This window comes from Stenotrophomonas sp. As-7, from assembly GCF_030291015.1.
In the GTDB taxonomy this organism is placed as follows: Bacteria; Pseudomonadota; Gammaproteobacteria; order Xanthomonadales; family Xanthomonadaceae; genus Stenotrophomonas; species Stenotrophomonas lactitubi.
The window spans coordinates 3,113,244-3,133,612 of the sequence record NZ_CP127405.1 but is presented as its reverse complement, the minus strand read 5'-3'; the positions used below and the strand labels follow the sequence as shown (position 1 = coordinate 3,133,612).

The 20,369-nt window shown below is 65.5% G+C and carries 21 protein-coding genes; 11 read left to right on the top strand and 10 right to left on the bottom strand.

Annotated elements, in window-relative coordinates:
* Positions 1-215: 215 nt before the first annotated feature.
* On the top strand, positions 216-827 hold the full coding sequence (locus QP457_RS14455) for a superoxide dismutase (protein ID WP_089236174.1): 612 nt from the start codon (positions 216-218) through the stop codon (positions 825-827).
* 142 nt (positions 828-969) lie between these two features.
* Here QP457_RS14455 and QP457_RS14450 read toward each other — a convergent pair whose 3' ends face one another.
* Positions 970-1,806 carry an endonuclease/exonuclease/phosphatase family protein gene (locus QP457_RS14450; RefSeq protein ID WP_100460526.1) on the bottom strand — a complete coding sequence of 279 codons (837 nt, stop codon included), beginning with the start codon at positions 1,804-1,806 and terminating at the stop codon, positions 970-972.
* A 162-nt stretch (positions 1,807-1,968) separates the two neighbouring features.
* Between QP457_RS14450 and QP457_RS14445 the strand changes: the two genes are divergently transcribed.
* Together QP457_RS14445 and QP457_RS14440 are read left to right on the top strand one after the other, a co-directional pair.
* Positions 1,969-3,534, top strand: a complete 1,566-nt coding sequence (locus tag QP457_RS14445; protein WP_205405974.1) for an oligopeptide:H+ symporter — start codon at positions 1,969-1,971, stop codon at positions 3,532-3,534.
* A 7-nt stretch (positions 3,535-3,541) separates the two neighbouring features.
* Positions 3,542-4,168, top strand: coding sequence for a rhomboid family intramembrane serine protease (locus tag QP457_RS14440; protein ID WP_093819014.1), 627 nt, complete (start codon positions 3,542-3,544; stop codon positions 4,166-4,168).
* A 58-nt stretch (positions 4,169-4,226) separates the two neighbouring features.
* Here QP457_RS14440 and QP457_RS14435 read toward each other — a convergent pair whose 3' ends face one another.
* On the bottom strand, positions 4,227-4,388 hold the full coding sequence (locus tag QP457_RS14435; protein ID WP_165780990.1) for a hypothetical protein: 162 nt from the start codon (positions 4,386-4,388) through the stop codon (positions 4,227-4,229).
* A 208-nt stretch (positions 4,389-4,596) separates the two neighbouring features.
* On the opposite strand from QP457_RS14435, the gene QP457_RS14430 reads away from it, so the two are divergent.
* The 3 genes from QP457_RS14430 to cfa are packed head-to-tail and all read left to right on the top strand — an operon-like array spanning position 4,597 to position 6,955.
* A complete protein-coding gene (locus QP457_RS14430) occupies positions 4,597-4,899 on the top strand; it encodes a GNAT family N-acetyltransferase (protein ID WP_089236171.1) in 303 nt (100 codons plus the stop codon).
* A gap of 36 nt (positions 4,900-4,935) precedes the next feature.
* Positions 4,936-5,817 carry a DUF3298 and DUF4163 domain-containing protein gene (locus QP457_RS14425; protein ID WP_180166420.1) on the top strand — a complete coding sequence of 294 codons (882 nt, stop codon included), beginning with the start codon at positions 4,936-4,938 and terminating at the stop codon, positions 5,815-5,817.
* 19 nt (positions 5,818-5,836) lie between these two features.
* Complete coding sequence (cfa, locus tag QP457_RS14420) at positions 5,837-6,955, top strand: cyclopropane fatty acyl phospholipid synthase (protein ID WP_205405973.1); 1,119 nt, start codon at positions 5,837-5,839, stop codon at positions 6,953-6,955.
* Between the two features lie 140 nt (positions 6,956-7,095).
* Here the strand turns inward: cfa and QP457_RS14415 are convergent, their stop codons facing one another.
* Positions 7,096-9,261, bottom strand: a complete 2,166-nt coding sequence (locus QP457_RS14415) for a M3 family metallopeptidase (protein ID WP_099821155.1) — start codon at positions 9,259-9,261, stop codon at positions 7,096-7,098.
* A 162-nt stretch (positions 9,262-9,423) separates the two neighbouring features.
* Between QP457_RS14415 and QP457_RS14410 the strand changes: the two genes are divergently transcribed.
* Positions 9,424-9,903: a glutathione peroxidase gene (locus QP457_RS14410; RefSeq protein WP_205405972.1), complete on the top strand. Its 480-nt coding sequence runs from the start codon at positions 9,424-9,426 to the stop codon at positions 9,901-9,903.
* A 111-nt stretch (positions 9,904-10,014) separates the two neighbouring features.
* On the opposite strand, the gene QP457_RS14405 is transcribed toward QP457_RS14410, so the two are convergent.
* The 4 genes from QP457_RS14405 to QP457_RS14390 all read right to left on the bottom strand — a co-directional run bounded on the left by QP457_RS14405 (position 10,015) and on the right by QP457_RS14390 (position 14,516).
* Positions 10,015-10,794 (bottom strand): ferredoxin--NADP reductase, encoded by a 780-nt coding sequence (locus QP457_RS14405; RefSeq protein WP_049466610.1) that lies wholly within the window; start codon positions 10,792-10,794, stop codon positions 10,015-10,017.
* A gap of 79 nt (positions 10,795-10,873) precedes the next feature.
* Positions 10,874-12,745 (bottom strand): ABC transporter ATP-binding protein, encoded by a 1,872-nt coding sequence (locus tag QP457_RS14400; protein WP_099821153.1) that lies wholly within the window; start codon positions 12,743-12,745, stop codon positions 10,874-10,876.
* A gap of 388 nt (positions 12,746-13,133) precedes the next feature.
* Positions 13,134-13,583 carry a carboxymuconolactone decarboxylase family protein gene (locus tag QP457_RS14395; protein ID WP_205405971.1) on the bottom strand — a complete coding sequence of 150 codons (450 nt, stop codon included), beginning with the start codon at positions 13,581-13,583 and terminating at the stop codon, positions 13,134-13,136.
* Positions 13,584-13,619: 36 nt separating this feature from the next.
* Positions 13,620-14,516, bottom strand: coding sequence for an RNA polymerase sigma-70 factor (locus tag QP457_RS14390; protein WP_205405970.1), 897 nt, complete (start codon positions 14,514-14,516; stop codon positions 13,620-13,622).
* A 148-nt stretch (positions 14,517-14,664) separates the two neighbouring features.
* Between QP457_RS14390 and QP457_RS14385 the strand changes: the two genes are divergently transcribed.
* From QP457_RS14385 to QP457_RS14375, 3 genes are all read left to right on the top strand, one after another.
* Positions 14,665-16,182, top strand: coding sequence for a fumarate hydratase (locus QP457_RS14385; RefSeq protein ID WP_099821151.1), 1,518 nt, complete (start codon positions 14,665-14,667; stop codon positions 16,180-16,182).
* Positions 16,183-16,722: 540 nt separating this feature from the next.
* Positions 16,723-17,067, top strand: a complete 345-nt coding sequence (locus QP457_RS14380; RefSeq protein WP_205405969.1) for a hypothetical protein — start codon at positions 16,723-16,725, stop codon at positions 17,065-17,067.
* Positions 17,068-17,120: 53 nt separating this feature from the next.
* Entirely contained in the window at positions 17,121-17,756 is a 636-nt protein-coding gene (locus QP457_RS14375; RefSeq protein WP_205405968.1) for a glutathione S-transferase family protein, read from the top strand.
* A 49-nt stretch (positions 17,757-17,805) separates the two neighbouring features.
* Here QP457_RS14375 and arsC read toward each other — a convergent pair whose 3' ends face one another.
* The 3 genes from arsC to QP457_RS14360 all read right to left on the bottom strand — a co-directional run bounded on the left by arsC (position 17,806) and on the right by QP457_RS14360 (position 19,909).
* Complete coding sequence (arsC, locus tag QP457_RS14370; RefSeq protein ID WP_180166430.1) at positions 17,806-18,147, bottom strand: arsenate reductase (glutaredoxin); 342 nt, start codon at positions 18,145-18,147, stop codon at positions 17,806-17,808.
* Positions 18,147-19,301 (bottom strand): phospholipase A, encoded by a 1,155-nt coding sequence (locus tag QP457_RS14365; protein ID WP_180166431.1) that lies wholly within the window; start codon positions 19,299-19,301, stop codon positions 18,147-18,149. The genes arsC and QP457_RS14365 overlap by 1 nt, the downstream gene beginning before the upstream one ends.
* Positions 19,302-19,423: 122 nt before the next feature.
* Positions 19,424-19,909, bottom strand: a complete 486-nt coding sequence (locus tag QP457_RS14360) for a DUF456 domain-containing protein (RefSeq protein WP_099821145.1) — start codon at positions 19,907-19,909, stop codon at positions 19,424-19,426.
* A 237-nt stretch (positions 19,910-20,146) separates the two neighbouring features.
* Between QP457_RS14360 and QP457_RS14355 the strand changes: the two genes are divergently transcribed.
* Positions 20,147-20,356 carry a cold-shock protein gene (locus tag QP457_RS14355; RefSeq protein WP_025876765.1) on the top strand — a complete coding sequence of 70 codons (210 nt, stop codon included), beginning with the start codon at positions 20,147-20,149 and terminating at the stop codon, positions 20,354-20,356.
* Positions 20,357-20,369: the final 13 nt, after the last annotated feature.

The following is a 20,369-nucleotide window of genomic DNA, read 5'->3' as shown; positions in this document are numbered from 1 at the left end:
GCGGGCGAGGGTGGTACGCCCACTGTAGCGCCTGCGCGCTGCACCCTGCATGAGGGCACGCGCTGCGTCACTGCTGCGTAACAATTGCCGGCATGCTCACCTGCAGGACGCAATTTCCTTTACATCCCCCTTGGTAATCTTGCGGTCTGTCCCCATCATTCACCGCGCACCGCCCGACGATGCCGTCGGGTGCCCTCGCTATCAGGAGATGCATCATGGCCTACACCCTGCCCAAGCTGCCCTACGCCTACGACGCGCTGGAACCGCATATCGATGCGGCGACGATGGAAATCCATCACACCAAGCATCACCAGACCTACATCAACAACGTCAACGCTGCGCTGGAAGGCACCGAGTACGCCGACCTGCCGGTCGAAGAACTGGTGAAGAAGCTGAAGTCGCTGCCGGAGAACCTGCAGGGGCCGGTGCGCAACAACGGTGGCGGCCACGCCAATCACTCGCTGTTCTGGACCGTGATGGCCCCGAACGCTGGCGGTAATCCGGTCGGTGATGTGGCCAAGGCGATCGACAAGGACCTGGGCGGTTTCGACAAGTTCAAGGATGCCTTCACCAAGGCCGCACTGACCCGTTTCGGCAGTGGCTGGGCCTGGCTGAGCGTGACCCCGGACAAGAAGGTCGTGGTCGAAAGCAGCGGCAACCAGGACAGCCCGTTGATGGAAGGCAACACCCCGATCCTCGGTCTGGACGTGTGGGAACACGCGTACTACCTGAAGTATCAGAACCGTCGTCCGGAATACATCGGCGCGTTCTTCAACGTCATCGACTGGAATGAAGTCGAGCGTCGTTACCAGGAAGCGATCGCCTGATCGCAGTGCCTGCGTGAACGCAGAAAGGCCGGGGGAGACCCCGGCCTTTTTGTTTGTCTGTGACCGCACCCGCCGGGCATGGCCCGGCGCTACCGGAAACGGGGGTAGCGCCGGGCCGTGCCCGGCGAGCGCAGCGGCGCGTTCATTCGGTGGTGGCGGGTACGTCCTGCAGCCGCAGCGTCGCCATCACGCCCAGGCGCAGGCCGGGCAGGTCGCCATCGGCGGGCAGCAGGATCGCCTGTTGGCGGATGCCACCGAAGTGCTTGACCTGGAACAGGACATCCAACCCATGGCCACTGGCCCCCCCGCCGCTGGCCGCCGGTGCGCCGGGGTTGCGCCGGGCCGGCTGGAAGCCGGGCGTGCTGCGCACCAGCTCGACGGTGCTGGCGGAGAAATCCCCGGCGATCAGGCTCGGCATGCCCTCGGCCGTGGCGCCGATCCAGGTCATCAGGTCGCTGGTCTGATGTTGCCGGGCATTGGCCTCGTCGGGATCCGGGCGCAGGCGCGCGATGTAGACGTTGACGTCGTTGTCGCCCAGGCGCAGGCGCATCATGCCGGCGGCGCTGAAGGTGCCCGGCGGGTGCAGCAGGGTGACCCCGTCCTCGCTGACCGGCAGCCGGCTGAGCATCGCGTTGCCGTGCCGGACCGGCTGGCTCGGCGGGTCGGCCGTGACGAAATCGCAGCTGTAGCGCAGCCGGCTGGCCAACCAGCAGGCCGGATTGCGCCCTTGCTGCTGCAATACCTGCTGCACCGAAATCACATCCGGCTGCAGATCGGTCAGCAGCTGCAGCACCTGTTCGCGGCGCTGTTTCCACTGGCCTTCGTCACGGCTGGGCAGTTCCAGTGCGGCGACGGTCAATTGCCGCACCTCTGTGGCAAGGCCTGTGGCCGGCGGCGCCTGTGGCCTGGCCAGCGCAGGCACGGCCAGCATGAGGGCAAGGCAGCTGGGCAGGATGCGGGCAAAGGGCAGGGGGCGCATAACGATAAGTTTACGCTTTTGCCGTGCAGGTTCCGTGACTTCCGGCAGGGCTGCATGTGCCTGCCATGCTTTGGCGCGGCTGTCATGCAGCCCTGCAGCGTGCTTCGCACGCACAGGTTCCGGTACTCTTGCGCCTTTCGTTTTGCAGGAATGCCTTACAGGATGAGCCACGACGCAGTCGCCCCCATCGCCGGCCAGGGAAAGATGCCGCGCCAGATCCCGTACATCATCGGCAATGAGGCCTGCGAGCGGTTCAGTTTCTACGGGATGCGCAACATCCTGGTGCAGTTCCTGATCACCTCGCTGCTGCTGCAGGAAATCACTGCGGAAGGCCGTGCCGGTGAAGCCAAGGACATCATGCACAGCTTCATGATCGGCGTGTATTTCTTCCCGCTGCTCGGTGGCTGGCTGGCCGACAAGTTCTTCGGCAAGTACCACACCATCCTGTGGTTCAGCCTGGTCTACTGCATGGGCCACCTGTGCCTGGCGTTGTTCGAGGGTAGCCGTGAGGGCTTCTTCCTCGGCCTGGGCCTGATCGCACTCGGCGCCGGTGGCATCAAGCCGCTGGTGGCCTCGTTCATGGGCGACCAGTTCGACCAGAGCAACAAGCACCTGGCCAAGATCGTCTTCGACGCGTTCTACTGGATCATCAACTTCGGCTCGCTGTTCGCCTCGCTGCTGATTCCGCTGGTGCTGAAGAACTGGGGCCCGCAGTGGGCCTTCGGCATTCCGGGCATCCTGATGTTCATCGCCACCTTCGTGTTCTGGCTGGGCCGCAAGCGCTACGTGCTGGTGCCGCTGCCGCCGAAGGACCCGCATTCGTTCGCCAACGTGGTGCGCACCGCGCTGACCGCGCGCGTTGCCGGCCAGGGCCGTCCGGGCCTGGTCATGGCCGTGGTCGGGCTGGTGCTGGCCGTGGCCTCGTTCGGTCTGGTCGGCTCGCTCGGCATCGTGATCTGCCTGTGCCTGGCGCTGGTGTCGATCCTGGCAGGCATCGGTGGCGGCACCTGGCTGCAGCTGGACCGCGCCCGTGGCCAGCACCCGGCCGAAGCCGTGGAGGGCGTGCGCTCGGTGCTGCGGGTGCTGGTGATCTTCGCGCTGACCACCCCGTTCTTCTCGCTGTTCGACCAGAAGGCCTCGACCTGGGTGCTGCAGGGCCAGCAGATGCAGATGCCGAGCTGGTTCACCGCCTCGCAGATGCAGGCGCTGAATCCGCTGCTGGTGATGATCCTGATTCCGTTCAACAACCTGGTGCTGTACCCGGCCTTGCGCCGTTTCGGCTTCGAGCCGACCGCGCTGCGCCGGATGACCGCCGGCATCGCCTTCAGCGGCCTGGCCTGGATCGTGGTCGGTGGCATCCAGGTGGTGATGGACGGTGGCAACGCGATGTCGATCTTCTGGCAGATGCTGCCGTACGCGCTGCTGACCTTCGGTGAAGTGCTGGTCTCGGCCACCGGCCTGGAGTTCGCCTACAGCCAGGCACCGCAGGCCATGAAGGGCGTGGTGATGAGCTTCTGGAACCTGACCACCACCATCGGCAACCTGTGGGTGCTGCTGTCCAATGCCGCCGTGCGCAATGACACGGTCACCCACAGGATCGCCAGTACGGGCCTGAGCGAGGCGGCATTCCTGATGTTCTTCTTCGCCGGTTTTGCTTTCGTCGCGGCGTTGGCCTTCGGTTGGTATGCGAAACGCTATCGTATGGTCGACAACTACCGCACCGTTTGAGCCTGACATGACCCCCGTCAATCTGCTGTTGATCGCCATCACCGCCATCCTGTCGTGGATGGCGTTCAACAACCGCAAGCTGGCCGACCGCCTGATCCTGTGGCCGCCGGCGGTGGATCGCCACCGCCAGTACGACCGGCTGATCACCTACGGCTTCATCCACGCCGACTGGTCGCACCTGATCTTCAACATGATCACCCTGTTCTTCTTCGGGGGATTCATCGAGAGCGTGATGGTGCAGCTGACCGGCAGCTACCTGGTCTATCCGGCGTTCTACATCGGCGCGCTGCTGGTCTCGATCCTGCCCAGCTACCTGAAGAACCAGAAGAACCCGAACTACCTCAGCCTCGGTGCGTCCGGGGCGGTGTCGGCGGTGCTGTTCGCCTTCATCCTGATCAAGCCGTGGTCGATCATCCTGGTGTTCTTCATCCCGGCGCCGGCGATCGTCTATGCCGCGTTCTACGTCGGCTACAGCATCTGGATGGACAAGCGCGGTGGCGATCGCATCAACCACAGCGCGCATCTGGCCGGTGCGGCGTTCGGCGTGATCTTCATGCTGGCCATGCAGCCGAGCATCTTCAGTCACTTCCTGCGCGAGCTGTCCAACCCGACCTTCCGCCTCGGCGGCGGCTGAGGGTGGCTGGGGTCGGATCCACGGGATCCGACCCCCGGGGCTGCGGCCCCGCTCCGGGTCAGGCCCGGGTTTCCTGACCGTAGGTATCGAGCAGGCGGGAGAACACTTCCTCGCCGATGCTCTGGAACGCCTGGTCTTCGGTCTGTCCCTCCACGGCCAGTTGCAGCAGGCCCTCCAGCAGGGCGTGATCGGTATCGGAATGGGAATCGCTGGGGTGCATCGCGGGCCTCCACGGCAGATCGCTTGGTCGACTGTCGCAAGGGGCATGCCAGCCTGGCGCACCCCTGCAGAGGGGTTAGCGGCCGGCCGGGCTGCAGCTTGAGGGCAATAACTGACGCAGCAGGCACAGACTTGTCCCTGTTCAGGCTTCACGCGATCATGGCGCCCGTCTGCGCACCATCCACGCAGTCGCCGCAGGAGACAGTCCCATGGCTTCGGTCACGCCCCCCGGTCTGGCTTACGAGGTCGAACACGATCAGGTCAACCACCGGTTCACCGCCCGCGTGCGCGGGCAGGTGGCACTGCTGGACTACCAGATCAAACGCAGGCGGATGGTCATCACCCATACCGAAGTGCCCGAGCCGATCGCCGGCCGTGGCATTGCCGGTGAGCTGACCCGGGTCGCACTGCGTTTCGCCCGGGAGCAGAAGTACAAGGTGGTGCCGGCATGTGCCTATGCCGAGGCCTTCCTGCAGCGGCACGAGGAGTATCACGATCTGCTTGTGGGCTGAATCCAGCGGGCAACGCTTCAGCCAGGGCAGGCGATGATGTATGAACATGAACAGGGGATCCCGATGAAGATTGGAAACAACCGGCCACTGCACGCCAGCGTGCTGGCCGGCGCTATGGGCGTGCTGTTGCTGGCCGGTTGCCAGCGCGAGAACGAGGCGGCACCGGCCACCGACGCCGCGCCTGCGGCCGAAGCCACTGGCACCGCCGAGACACCCGCAGCGGAAGCGCCGTTGGATCTGCGCGATGTGATCGAGAACAACGAACGTGAAGTGGTCGGCATCAGCTACCCGGCGGGCATCGATCGCTATCCGGGCCTGGCGCGCGCGCTGCAGGCCTATGCCACCTCCGCCCGCAGCGATCTGCAGCAGGCGCTGGACGGTCTGGGCAACGACAAGCCGACCATGCCCTATGAGCTGTCGCTGAGCTTCGAGAAGCTGCTGGAGACGCCGCAGCTGGTGGTGGTCAGCGCCGACGGCAGCCGCTACACCGGTGGCGCCCACGGCGAACCGCTGGTTGCACGTTTCGTGTGGTTGCCGGCGCAGCAGCAGATGTTGAGCGCCGACAAGCTGGTGACCGATGCCAAGGGCTGGAAGGCGATCAGCGATTTCGTCGCCGACCAGCTGCGCGAGCGCGTGGCCACCCGCCTCAGCGGCGAGGACATGGACCCGTCGCAGCTGCAGGAATCGCTGCGCAATGCCTCGCGGATGATCGCCGACGGCACCGGTCCGCAGGCCGACAATTTCAGCCAGTTCCAGCCGCTGACCGACGACAAGGGTCAGATCACCGCGCTGCGCTTCGTGTTCCCACCCTACCAGGTGGGTCCATACTCGGATGGCACCCAGACCGCCGATGTACCGGCCTCGGTGGTGTTGCCGCACGTGGCCAAGGACTACGTGGAGCTGTTCGCGCGCGGGTAACCGCAGACGAGGAGGTGTCGTGGATACAGGGTTGCAGGAGCGGGTCACCGGCCTGCTCCACGAGGCCGGGGTCCAGATCGATGGAACCCGGCCGCAGGATATCCAGGTGCATGACCCGCGCTTTTTCGCGCGGGTCATGGCGCACGGCTCACTCGGCCTGGGCGAGAGCTACATGGACGGCTGGTGGGATGCCAACGTCCTTGATGAGTTTCTGTACCACCTGATTCAGGCGCACCTGGACGAACGGGTGCACGGCTGGCGCGAGGTGGCCGACGCTTTGAAGGCGCGTCTGTTCAACCTGCAGGCCGGGCAACGCAGCTATGAAGTCGGCCGTCGCCACTACGACCTCGGCAATGATCTGTACCAGGCGATGCTTGGCCAGCGCCTGGTCTACAGCTGCGGGTATTGGCGCAACGCCAACGATCTGGATGCGGCGCAGGAAGCCAAGCTCGATCTGGTGTGCCGCAAGCTCGGGCTGCGCCCCGGGCAACGCGTGCTGGATATCGGCTGCGGTTGGGGCGAGGCGCTGAAGTTCGCGGCCGAGCGCTACGGTGTCAGTGGCGTGGGCATCACCATTTCGCAGGAGCAGGCCGACTACGCGCGTGAGTTGTGCACGGGCCTGCCGATCGAGATCCGGCTGCAGGACTATCGTGAGCTGGACGAGCCGTTCGATGCGATCTTCTCGATCGGCATGTTCGAGCACGTCGGCGACAAGAACTACCGCAGTTTCTTCGACGTGGCGCGGCGCTGCCTGTCGCCGCGCGGGCTGCTGCTGTTGCACACCATTGGCAGCAACATCTCGCGCCATCGCACCGACCCGTGGATCGCGCGCTACATCTTCCCCAACTCGATGCTGCCGTCGGCGGCGCAGATCAGTCGCGCGTTTGAAGGGCGTTTCGTGCTGGAGGACTGGCACAACTTCGGTACCGACTATGACCTGACGCTGCAGGCGTGGCGACGCAATGTGGAAGCGGCGTGGCCGACACTGGATGCGCGACGCTATGACGAGCGGTTCCGTCGCCTGTGGCGGTTCTACCTGGCTGGATCGATGGCGACGTTCCGCAGCCGGCATGCGCAGCTGTGGCAGCTGGTGCTGTCGCCGCAGGGCGTACCCGGGGGATATGTGGCGCCGAGGTGATCTGGAAGAGCATCCACGCATGGCGTGGATCTACTGGGATCACGCAACCCTGCGGTAGATCCACGCCATGCGTGGATGACGCATAAAAAAAACCGCCCGGTCTCCCGGGCGGTTTTCATTTCACGCTACGGTGCCGGCGATCAGTTGCCGGTGCCGGTCAGGCCACGCTTTTCCAGCAGCGGTTCGATCTGCGGCTCGTGGCCGGCGAAATCGCGGAACAGCTGCATCGCATCCACGCTGCCCCCCTTGGACAGCAGGGTCGCGCGGAAGTGGTCGCCGTTCTTGCGACTCAGGCCACCGTTGTCGCGGAACCACTTCTGGGTGTTGGCGTCCAGCACTTCCGACCAGATGTAGGCGTAGTAGCCGGCCGAGTAGCCGCCCATGATGTGGCTGAAGTACGGGGTCTTGTAGCGCGGCGGAACCGGCGCGTAGTAGATGCCGTCCTTCTCCAGCGCGGCGCGCTCGAAGGCCATCACGTCCTTGGCGGCCGGCACCTGGTCCGGGCCGATCTGGTGCCAGCGCTGGTCGAGCATGGCGGCGCCCAGGTACTCGGTGGTGGCAAAGCCCTGGTTGAACTTGGCCGCGGCCAGCACCTTGTCCAGCAGTGCCTGCGGCATCACCGAACCGTTCTGGTAGTGCTTGGCGTAGTTCTTCAGGATGGCCGGGTTGTCGGCCCACATCTCGTTGACCTGCGAGGGGAACTCGACGAAGTCGCGCGGCACCGCGGTGCCCGAGAAGTACGGATACTTCACGTTCGAGAACATGCCGTGCAGGGCGTGGCCGAACTCGTGGAAGGTGGTGCTCACTTCATCCCAGGTCAGCAGGGTCGGCTGGCCGGCCGGCGGCTTGGGGATGTTCAGGTGGTTGGCCACCACTGGCTTGAAGCCGGTCAGCTTGGACTGCGAGACGTACGAGTTCATCCATGCACCACCGCGCTTGGAGGCGCGTGCGTACGGGTCGAAGATGAAGATCGCCAGCTGGCTGCCGTCGGCATCGAACACGTCATAGACGGTGACGTCGTCGTGGTAGACCGGCAGGTCGGTGCGCTGCTTGAAGGTCAGGCCGAATTCCTGGTTGGCGGCGAAGAACACGCCGTTTTCCAGCACGTTCTTGATCTCGAAGTACGGCTTCAGCTGCGATTCGTCGAAGTTGTACTTGGCCTGGCGCACCTTCTCGCTGTAGAAGGCCCAGTCCCACGGCTCCAGCTTGAAGGTCGGCTTGCCGGCGGCCTTCTGTTCCTGGTCGATCATCGCCTGCAGGTCGGCGGCTTCGCGCTTGGCATTGGCCACCGCGGCCGGGGCCAGCTTGCCCAGCATCGCATTGACCGCTTCGGGGGTCTTGGCGGTCTGGTTGGTCAGGTTGTAGGCGGCGAAGTTCGGGAAGCCCATCAGCTTGGCCTTGTCGGCGCGCAGCTGCATGATGCGCGCGACCAGCGCGGTGTTGTCGAACTCACCGCCGCGGCTGCCGCGGGTGGTGGAGGCTTCGTAGATCTTCTGGCGCAGGGCTCGGTTGGCCAGGTTGGTCAGCGGCGGCTGGCCGGTGGTGTTGAGCAGGGTGATCACGTACTTGCCGTCCAGGCCGCGGGCCTTGGCGGCTTCGGCGGCGGCGGCGATCTGCTCCTTGGACAGGCCGTCCAGTTCCTTGACGTCGTTGACGGTGATCGCCGAAGCGTTCACTTCCGACTGCACGTTCTGGCTGAACTTGGTGCCCAGGTTGGCCAGCTCGGCGTTCATTTCCTTCAGCTTGGTCTTGTCGGCCTCGGACAGCTTGGCGCCGGCGCGCACGTAGTTGTCGTAGTACTTCTCGACCAGGCGCACGCCTTCAGCGTCCAGGCCCAGGGTGGTGCGGCTGTCATACAGCGCCTGGATGCGCGCGAACAGCTTGCCGTTCAGCGCGATTGCGTCGCTGTGCGCGGCGAACTTCGCCGAGTAGTCGGCCTGCAGCTTCTTGCGGGTGTCGTTGGTATCGGCGCCGACCAGGCTGAAGAACACGGTGGTCGCGCGATCAAGGGTGTCACCGCTCTTTTCCAGAGCGATGATGGTGTTGTCGAAGGTCGGCTTGGCCTTGGTGTTGGCGATCGCTTCCACTTCCTTCAGCTGCTGCGCCATGCCGGCGTCGAAGGCCGGGGCGAAGTCGCTGTCCTTGATCTTGTCGAACTGCGGGAAATGCAGCGGCAGCGGGCTGTCGGCGAAGAACGGATTGGCCTGCTGGGCGTTGGCAGCGGCCGGGGTGGCGGCGCTGGCCGAATAGGCGGGCAGGGCAAGGCCGAGGGTCATGGCCACGGCAAGGGCAAGGCGGGTGGTCAAGGTCGATACTCCGGTAAGGCAAACAAGGGCCCGAGGGTAACCCGGCCCGGCGCGCCTGCACTTGTGTCAAAAGGCATGTTGGCAACGCAGACCTGCTGCAGAGCCACTCCATGGGTGGCTGCCCGGGTACCATGGAGAACACCGCCCCCCAGGCCCGTTGCCATGACCACCGCCTACGATTTCAGCTTCCGCGACCTCGACGGCCAGCCGCACGCGCTGGCGCAGTACCAGGGCCGTCCGCTGCTGCTGGTCAACGTGGCCAGCCGCTGTGGCTTCACCCCGCAGTACACCGGGCTTGAGCAGCTGTGGCAGGACTACCGTGATCGCGGCCTGGTGGTGATCGGCTTTCCCTGCAACCAGTTCGGCGCGCAGGAACCGGGCGATGTCGCGCAGATCCGCCAGTTCTGTTCGATTGATTACCCGGTCAGCTTCCCGCTGTCGCAGAAGATCGAGGTCAACGGCGAGGGGGCCGACCCGCTGTGGGCGTGGCTGTCGCACGAGAAGCGCGGGCTGCTGGGCATCGCCCGCATCAAGTGGAACTTCAGCAAGTTCCTGGTCGATCGCAAAGGGCAGGTGGTGGATCGCTATGCGCCGACCACCACGCCGGAGCAGCTGCGCGGCGGCATCGAGGCGCTGCTGTAGCCGCTCTCTGTAGAGCCGAGCCCGCGCTCGGCTTACGCGCGCAGCGTGCGTGCCTGCCATGGTCGGCCGGCAGAGCAGCCGAGCGTGGGCTCGGCTCTACGACAGCCCGGCTTATTTCTCGACGAACGCGCGCTCGAACACGTAGTGGCCGGGCGTACCGATGCGCGGCGAGGTCTGGAAGCCGCGGCTGTCCAGCACGGTGCGCAGGTCGGCCAGCATCTGCGGGCTGCCGCAGATCATCGCGCGGTCGTTTTCCGGGCTCAGCTCGGGCAGGCCGAGGGTGCGCTGCATCTCGCCGCTTTCCATCAGCGAGGTCAGGCGGCCCTGGTTCGGGAACGGTTCGCGGGTCACTGCCGGGTAGTACAGCAGCTTGTCACCGACCATTTCGCCCAGGAACTCATGCTCGCGCAGTTCCTTCTCGAAATAATCGCGATAGGCCAGGTCCTTTTCGTAGCGCACACCGTGGCACAGGATCACCTTGTCGAAGCGCTCGTAGGTCTCCGGGTCCTTGATCACCGACAGCCACGGCGCCAGGCCGGTGCCGGTGCCCAGCAGATACAGGTGCTTGCCGGGGTGCAGGTCGCTGATCAGCAGGGTGCCGGTGGGCTTCTTGCCGACCAGGACCTTGTCGCCCGGCTTGATGTGCTGCAGGCGCGAGGTCAGCGGGCCGTCCTGCACCTTGATGCTGAAGAATTCCAGCTGTTCTTCCCAGTTCGCGCTGGCGATGGAGTACGCGCGCAGCAGCGGCCGCGCGTCGGTCTCCAGGCCGATCATCACGAACTGGCCGTTCTCGAAGCGGAAACCGCTGTCACGGGTGAGGGTGAAGCTGAAGTAGGCGTCGGTCCAGTGGCGGACCTCAAGCACCGTTTCGGCGCCGAAAGCGGAGGACATGGGCGTATCTATCGGAAGTCGTCGGGACAATTCTATCTCAAATGAGACAGGTTCTCATTAGGCGGAACGAGAGGCGTTCTCAGCGGTAACCTGCCGCCTGCAGTTCGAACAGCTCGGCATAGCGGCCGCCCTGTGCCATCAGCTCCTGGTGGGTGCCGCTGGCCTCGATCCGGCCATCGGCCAGTACCAGGATGCGGTCGGCCATGCGCACGGATGAGAAACGGTGGGAAATCAGCACTGCAGTGCGATTATCCGCCAACTCCCTGAACCGCTGGAACACCTCGAACTCGGCGCGGGCATCCAGCGCCGCGGTGGGCTCATCCAGGATCATCACCTGTGCATCGCGCATCCACGCGCGGGCGATCGCGATCTTCTGCCACTGGCCACCCGACAGGTCCACGCCCTGCTTGAAGCGGCGGCCGATCTGCTGGTCGTAGCCGCCGGGCAGGGCAGCGATCACTTCCTCGGCCATGCCGCGGCGGGCGGCATCGGTGATCCGCGCACGGTCGTCCATCGCTTCGACCTGGCCGACACCGATGTTCTCGCCGGCACTGAGGTTGTAACGCACGAAGTCCTGGAAGATCACGCCGAGGTTGGCGCGCAGGTCGTCCAGGTCGTAGTCGCGCAGGTCGCGGCCATCGAGCAGGATGCGGCCTTCGTCCGGTTCGTACAGGCGTGCCAGCAGCTTGACCAGGGTGGTCTTGCCTGCACCGTTCTCACCGACCAGTGCCAGCACTTCGCCCGCGTGCAGCTGGAAATCGAGGTGACGCACGGCCCACTGCTCGGCATCGGGGTAGCGGAAGCCCACGTCTTCGAACACGAAGCCTTCGCGGATCGGCTGCGGCACGCGCACCGCGTCCTTGCGCGAGTGGATTTCCGGTTCGATCTGGAAGAACGAATACAGGTCGTCCAGGTACAACGCCTGGCTGGCCACCTGCGAGAAGCCGATCAGCAGGCCTTCCAGCAACTGGCGCAGACGCAGGAAGCTGCCGGCGAGGAAGGTCAGGTCACCGATCGAAAAATCGCCGCGCACCGTGCGCCAGGCGATATAGGCATACGCGGTGTAGTAGCCCAGCGTGCCCAGCGCGGCCAGCAGCGTGCCCCAGAACGCACGCCGCCGGGCGAGCGCGCGGTTGGCCAGGAACAGTGCCGCCGACAAGCTGCGGTAACGGTCGACCAGGAACCGGTGCAGGTTGAAGATCTTTACTTCCTTGGCCGTCTCCACACTGGCACCGAGCTGGCGCAGGTAGTCCAGCTGGCGGCGTTCCGGCGTCCACAGGAAATTGAGGCTGTAACCGGCGGCATTGAAGTGCGATTCGCCGATGAAGGCCGGCACCAGCGCCAGCGCCAGCAGCAGGATCAGCCACGGCGCGTAGACCAGCAGGCCGACGGCCAGGCTGGCGACGGTGATCGCATCCTGCACCTGGCCGAACAGCTGGCTCATCAGGTTCATCCGGCCCATGGTCTGGCGCCGCGCACGGTCCAGCTTGTCCTGCAGGTCCGGGTCCTCGAAGTCCTCCAGGTCCAGGGTCGCCGCATGTTCCATCAGGCGCACGCTGGTGGCGTTGGCGAACAGCTCCGACAACAGCGCATCGGCGTAGCTGACCAGGCGGCCGAGCAGGTCCGAGGCGATCGCCAGGCCCAGTTCCAGCGCCAGCAGGCCGAGCAACGGGTTGAGCAGCCCACTGGACAGGGCCTCTCCCAGCGGTGGGAAGCCGGCATCGTGCTGGCTCAGGTGCAGCGCGGTATCGATGATCAGCTTGCCGACGTACAGCATCGCCACCGGCAGCAGCGCACGGATCAGGCGCAGGCCAAGGCTGGCGATGGTCAGGGCGCGGCTGGTCTGCCACACCTGGCGCAGGAACGGCGGCAGGTTGCGCATCGCCTTGAAGCGTTGACGCAGGCTGGGTTTCTTGGCGCCGGCAGCGCCGGCAATGGGGGAAGCAGGCATGCCGCCATTGTGCGCGCCTGATGCGTGCAGATGGGGTCAGTGCAGCCGTGTGGCAGCGCGGGGTCAGAGCCCTTCGCAGTGCGAAGGGGGCCGACCCAACCACATCCACGCGTGGCGTGGATCTACCGTGTCGACCAAGGTCGACAGCTACCGAACAGCCGCAGGAAACTGTCGAAGGCGGGGTGGGGCAGGTCGCAGGGGCGTGAGTCGCATGGATGCGGCGACCGAGCTTACATGGACGTACTTGCAGCGTCCCCTGCGACCTGCCCCACCCCGCCATCCCGCAGGAAGCCAGCTTCTGCTGTTGCTGTTGCTGTTGCTGTTGAGGTTGCCGGCCAGCGGCCGGCACTACAGGCGGGTGCGGGGCGCAGCCCGGCCGGCAACCCCCTTACGGCAGTGGCGGCAGCAGCCCGGCGCCCAACCGGTTCCAGGCATTGATCACCGCGATACCCATGCTCAGGTCGCTGATGCCCTTCTCATCGAAGTGCGGCGCCAACGCATCGAACGCCGCCTGCGACGGTGCGCCGTCGGTCAACCGGGTCAGCGCCTCGGCCCAGCCCAGCGCCGCGCGTTCGCGTTCGTCGAAGAAGCGGCTCTCGTGCCAGGCCGGCAGCGTATCCAGCTTGCGCGGCTCGATGCCGCCCTTGCGCAGCGTGGTGGCATGCATGTCCATGCAGTAGCCGCAGCCGTTGAGCTGCGAGACGCGCAGGAACACCAGTTCCATCAGGGTCGGATCGATCGAACTGTCATGCACCGCCTTGCTGGTGGCCAGCAGACCCTTGAAGGCATCAGCGGCAAGGCGGGTGTAGGGAACGCGGGGAGAGGCATGGTTGGACATCTTCAGCTCCACGGCGGCCACGATGGCCGCCTTTCGTTACAAGGACGCCGCAGTGTCGGCGCGCGTGACAACCGCAGGCAGTTTTTCCGGATTCAGCACGCTGTAGAGATTGGCGATGCGGCCATCGACCACCTCGATGGTGGTGATCGAGTGCAGGTGGTCGCCTTCGAAACGCAGGATCGCCGGCTCGCCGTTTACGTAGCCGATCTGCGCCGGATGCGCTGCGCCGCGGCGGGCGATCGCCCAGTACAGGCGGCCGATACGCTCGGCGCCCAGCAGCGGACGCACCGCCGCGGTAACCACGCCACCGCCATCGGAGACCAGCAGCGCATTGGCATGCAGCAGCGCCTGGATGGCCTCGCTGTCGCCGCGCTGGGAGGCGTCCATGAAGCGCGCCAGCAGCTGCCGGTGCTGGCTGGCGTCGGCGTTGAAGCGCGGTCGGCCCGCCTGCAGGCGCTGCCGGGCCCGGTGCACCAGCTGGCGGCAGTTGGCTTCGCTGTGGCCGATCAGCTCGGCAATCTCACGATAGTCGTGGTCGAAGGCTTCCTTCAGCAGGAAGGCGGCGCGCTCCTCCGGGCCGAGCTGCTCGAGCAGGGTCAGGAAGGCCACCGATACATCATCGGCCAGCGCGTGCAGCTGGGCCGGGCCGGGCGCCGGATCAGGTTCGAGGGTGATCGCCAACGGTTCGGCCAGCCACGGGCCCACGTAGTGCGCGCGCTCACGCTTGGCCGCGCGCAGCCGGTCCAGGCCCAGGCGGGTGGCGGTGGTGACCAGCCAGGCTTCCGGGTCGGCGATGGCCGCGGTATCGGCGCCGGCCCAGCGCAGCCAGGCGTCCTGCACCACATCCTCGGCGTCGCTGCGGCTGCCCAGCAGGCGGTAGGCCAGCGCCATCAGGCGCGGGCGGTGGGTATGGAAGGCGGTTTCGGCGTTCATATGGGCAAGGACGCCGGGGCAGGCGCGGGCGTGACAGAGGGCAGGGCTCAGATCTTGCCGGCCGGCGGCCGGCACTGCCACCCCGCGGCCGAGGGAGGGGGTAAAATGGGCGGATTACCCCCGCCAGCCTTCAGCAAGCGAGCAATCCGTGACATCGATCAAGCAGGAAGACCTCATCCAGTCCGTCGCCGACGCTCTGCAGTACATCTCGTACTACCACCCGGTCGACTACATCAAGAACCTTGCCGCCGCCTACGAGCGCGAGGAGTCGCCGGCAGCGAAGGAGGCGATCGCGCAGATCCTGATCAACTCGCGGATGTGCGCCGAAGGCCACCGGCCGATCTGCCAGGACACCGGCATCGTCACCGTGTTCCTGGAAATCGGCATGGACGTGCGCTGGGATGACGCCACCATGGGCGTGGAGGACATGGCCAACGAGGGCATCCGTCGCGCCTACCTGTACCCGGACAACAAGCTGCGCGCCTCGGTGCTGGCCGATCCGGCCGGCAAGCGCATCAACACCAAGGACAACACCCCCGGCGTGGTCAACGTCAAGGTGGTGCCGGGCAACACCGTCGAGGTGATCGTCGCCGCCAAGGGCGGTGGTTCGGAAGCCAAGACCAAGTTCGCCATGCTCAACCCGTCCGACTCGATCGTCGACTGGGTGCTGAAGACCGTGCCGACCATGGGCGCGGGCTGGTGCCCGCCGGGCATGCTCGGCATCGGCATCGGTGGCACCGCCGAAAAGGCGATGCTGCTGGCCAAGGAAGCGCTGATGGAGCCGATCGACATCACCGAGCTGCAGGCCCGCGGTGCGTCCAACCGCATTGAAGAGCTGCGCCTGGAGCTGTACGAGAAGGTCAACGCGCTGGGCATCGGCGCTCAGGGCCTGGGTGGCCTGACCACGGTGCTCGATATCAAGATCAACGACTACCCGACCCACGCGGCCAACCTGCCGGTGGCGATGATTCCGAACTGCGCCGCCACCCGGCATGCACACTTCACCCTGGATGGCAGCGGCCCGGTGATGCTGGACCCGCCGTCGCTGGAAGACTGGCCGAAGCTGACCTACGACGCCTCCAAGGGCACCCGCGTGGACCTGGACACGATCACGCCGGAAGACGTGGCCAGCTGGAAGCCGGGCCAGACCCTGCTGCTCAACGGCAAGCTGCTGACCGGCCGCGACGCCGCGCACAAGCGCATGGTCGACATGCTCAACAAGGGCGAGCAGCTGCCGGTCGATCTCAAGGGTCGCTTCATCTACTACGTCGGTCCGGTCGATCCGGTGCGTGATGAAGTGGTGGGCCCGGCCGGTCCGACCACCGCCACCCGCATGGACAAGTTCACCGAACAGGTGCTGAGCGAAACCGGCCTGCTGGGCATGGTCGGCAAGGCCGAGCGCGGCCCGGCCGCGATCGAAGCGATCAAGAAGCACAAGTCGGCCTACCTGATGGCCGTCGGTGGTTCGGCCTACCTGGTGTCCAAGGCGATCAAGGCGGCCAAGGTCGTCGGCTTCGCCGACCTGGGCATGGAAGCGATCTACGAGTTCACCGTGGAAGACATGCCGGTGACCGTGGCCGTCGATTCCACCGGCGAGTCGGTGCACAAGACCGGCCCGCGCGAATGGCAGGCCCGTATCGGCAAGATTCCTGTCGTGGTGGAGTGATCGGCGCGGCGTCATCCATGCCTGTCCGATTGCAGAACGGCGCCCTGGTGGCGCCGTTCGTCGTTTAACGTTTGCACTCGCGCGGCTTTGCTAGGGTGAGCGCGTTGCCATGGAAGGGAAGCCGCTTGTGCGTCAAGCAATACGGATCGTTTTCGCTGCAGTCGCCATTGCGTTGATGGCAGGCTGCGCGCCGCAGTACTACGTGGAGCAACCCACCAGTGAGGCCGGCCGCGTGTGTGCGGCAGGGTGCGTACAGCGGCATCTGCAATGTGCGGGTCAGGCGCGCTCTATGGCCGAAACGGCGCAGCAGAGCTGTCAGGCGGACAAAGCACGTGTCATCGACAAGTGCAGCGATATCGCTGACGAAAAGATGCGGCATCGTTGCGAGGGCGCACGTGGCGCCGGCGCATACTGCACCGTTGCAGCCGATACGCGCGCCTGTGATGCGACCCGGGCCCAGTGTGTACTCGATTGCGGCGGATCGGTAAGCGAAACCCGTTCTTCCGGCAGTCTTCCGGTCTATTGAACAAGGAGTGTCCTGTGAACCTGTTGCGCAGCCTTCCCTTGGTCACTCTGCTGGCTCTTGCCGGATGCAGTACATCGTCCTCGTCGTATGACGGTGGGGGTGGCTTCAGCGCCGGTGCCCAGTGCCAGATGCAATGCCAGGCCAGCTACCGCAGCTGCATGGCCGAAGGCGCGGGGATCGGCAGCCGCCAGTCCAGCTGCGAGCAGCAGGTGGCGCCGACGCCGGACAAACGCTGCAAGGACATCGAGCATCCGGAACTGCGTCGTTCCTGCGAATTGAAGGCGCACGACTGCACGCTGCGGGCGCCGATGATGGGCTGCGGTGAGCGTCGTGATACCTGTATGAGCAGCTGCGGCTGACCACGCCGGCGACAGCGCGCATAATCATCCGTTCCCCGCACAGGACCGGTCATATGCGCACCACCTTGTATGGTTCCACCAGCACCGCCTCGCTGGTGGTGCACTGGCTGCTGATCGAGCTGGGCATCGAGCACGAACTGGTGCTGCTCGATTTCGACACGCGCGAGCACAAATCAGCTGACTATCTGGCGCTCAATCCGGCAGGCAGAGTGCCGACCCTGCTGATCGACGGCCAGATACTGACCGAGGCGGCCGCGATTGCGCTGTATCTGGCAGATCGTCATCCGCAGGCAGGGTTGTTGCCTGCCGTCGGTGCGCCCGCACGCGGTGAGGCCTATCGTTGGATGTTCTGGTGTGCCAACACCGTGCAGCCGGCGTACCGCGCCTGGTTCTACGCGCATGAAGCGGCGGGTGGCGAGTGCATCGACGGCGTGCGTGCGATGGCGCGGCAGCAGCTGGAAGCGGCGTGGCAGCACGTTGCCACGCACCTGCAGAGCGGCGGCCCCTACCTGCTTGGCGATGCGCCGAGCGTTGTCGATTTCATGCTGGTGATGTTGATGCGCTGGTCGCGCAACATGCCCACGCCCAGCGACCACTGGCCGGTGTTGAAGGCGTATGCGGACCGCCTGAAGGCGCGCCCGGCGTTCGCCGAGGTCTATCGCCGCGAAGGCATCACCGACTGGCGGTAACCCGTTCTGTATAGCCGAGCCATGCTCGGCTCTACCAAAGCGGGGCGGGTTACAGGATCTCCAGCACCGTTTCCGGTGGCCGGCACAGGCGGGTGCCCTTTGCGGTGCGTACCACCGGGCGGTTGATCAGCCGTGGGTGGGTGGCCATGGCGGCCAGCAGGGCGTCGTCGTCGGTTCCGTGCAGGCCCAGTGCGGCGAACTCGGGTTCCTTGCTGCGCACCAGTTCGGTGGCTGCCAGGCCGGATTCGGCCAGCACCTGGCGCAGCGTGGCCACGTCGGGCGGGCTGCCCAGATACTCGATCACCAGCGGTTCGACACCCGCGTCGCGGATCAGTTTGAGCGCCCCGCGCGAGTTGCTGCACGCGGGGTTATGCCAGATGGTCACCTCCATCAGAACCATTCCAGCAGCGACACGCCCACGCCGACATAGGTCGCCTTGTGGTTGTAGTCGATCAGGCTTTCGCCATAGCCGTCGAAGATCTGCACATGGCCGCGCAGCAGGTTGCTGATCGGGAAGCCGTAGTCCAGCTGCAGGGCGCCGTGCGAGCGGTCACCGGTACGCAACGAGTGGCGCGCCATCAACGAGACCTCGTGACCCTTGCGGTTCCAGGTCAGGGTCGCGTCGCCGCGGCCCATGTAGTCCTCGATGTCCGGGTTGTTGTCGTCGCTGCGGGTCTCAGGAATGCGGTACCAGGGACGCAGCACCAGTGCCCAGTTCTCGCGGTCCAGGCCGACATTCAGGATCACCCGGTTCCAGCTGCGCGACAGCGGATCGGCACGGCCGTTGGACTGGTGGTTGAGGCTGATGCCGGTCATCCGCCCACGCCAGCCACCGATCGAGTAGCCGTTGCGGAACACCATCATCACTTCCGGCTCGTAGTTGGTCTCGCGGAACGGGCGCGAGTCCTCGCCGTTGTAGGCCTGCCAGCGCGAACTCTGGGTGTAGCCGGCCCAGATGTCGCCGTTGTCGCCGAACAGGTTTTCGGCGATCTTGGTCTTGAAGCTGATCTGGAATTTCAGCTCGGCACTGTCCAGCACCTGCGGGGTGGTCACGCTGTTGGCCGGGTTCGGCGAGTGCGGCATGGTGTTGCGATCGCTGGTCCAGAAGGCCGGCAGCAGGTACACGGGCTTGTACGCACGCAGCTGGAACGGGCCCAGCTTGGAGTCCTCGGCCAGTTCCCAGCGGCTGTCCAGCAGCGAACCACGGCCGGCGTTGGCAAGTGCGCTGTCCGGCGCTTCGGAACGGAACAGATCGCTGACGCGTTCGCGCAGTTTTTCCTCGCCCTGGCTTACCCGCGTGGTGTTGCGCTGCTCGCGGCGTGCCTGTGCGGCGGCTTCGGCGGCCGCATCAGCTTCGGCGGTGGCCTGCGGCGTGCGCCCGAACTGGCGGTCGTAGCAGGCCAGGCGTGCGGCATCGGTGGTGATGGCCGCGCAGGCGGCCGGCGAGGCCTCGGCACTGGGCGCGAATTCCTGCGCTGCCACTGGCGCGCTGGCCAGGGCCAACGCCAGCGGTGCAAGGCGGGGGAACAACGGAGAGAGGGTCATTGCAGCAGGCCCTTCGGAATGAATGCGGAAAGAGGCACAGTGTGGCGGCTGCATCCGGTAACGGCCAGCCCCACGGGTTTATGCCCGGCGTGTGCGTGCGCGCTGCGTGAAGGCCGCCTGCCTCACAGGAACCAGGCGAAGGCGAACAGGCCCAGCATCGCGATCACCAGCGCCAGCTTCAGCGCCAGACCCAGCAGGATGCCGAGCCACGTGGCCAGCCCGACCTTGGTCGAGCGGCCGAGCTCGCGGGTATGCCAGTACTCGCCCAGCAGGGCGCCGAGCAAGGGCCCGGCGAACAAGCCGATCGGCATGAAAAACAGGCCGACGATGCTGCCGATGAAGGTGCCCCACAGTGCTTTGCGGCTGGCGCCCACGCGCTTGGCGCCAACCACGGTCGCCAGCACGTCGACCAGCAGCGACAGCGCGGTCAGTACGCCGAGGATCAGCAGGGTGGGCCAGCCGACATGGACGAAGCCGTCTGCCCACGCAGCAAGTACCAATCCGACGAAGACCAGCGGGATGCCCGGCAGGGCCGGCAGGACGATGCCTGCGATGCCGATCAGGACAAAAATGACCGCTAGCAGATACAAGATGAATGAGAGGTCCATGCTGTCCAGTATGGTTGTGTTTTTGGGGTTGACAGTGAAAGGTTTTTGCCAGTTGCTTTTTCGTTTTGGTCGGGTTAAGTTGCAGTCGCTGAGCTTGGCAAGGTCACCGTGGATCGTGGCCTGATGAAGCAAGATCGTTCCGATCCGCTGCATCGATGCACCTCGCTTCCCCCTTGCTTGTCAGCCGCCCAACAGGCGTATCCAACAACAAGTAGAGAGTCAAAGGGAGTTAGTGAGATGGCTGATCGCGAGAACGGTACCGTGAAGTGGTTCAATGATGCCAAGGGCTTCGGCTTCATCAGCCGGCAGAATGGCGAGGACGTGTTCGTGCACTTCCGTGCCATCGAGACCCAGGGCTTCAAGAGCCTCAAGGAAGGCCAGGCTGTGAGCTTTGAAGTCGTGCAGGGCCAGAAGGGCCTGCAGGCCGACAAGGTCCAGCCGGCGTAATTCCTGCCGCTTG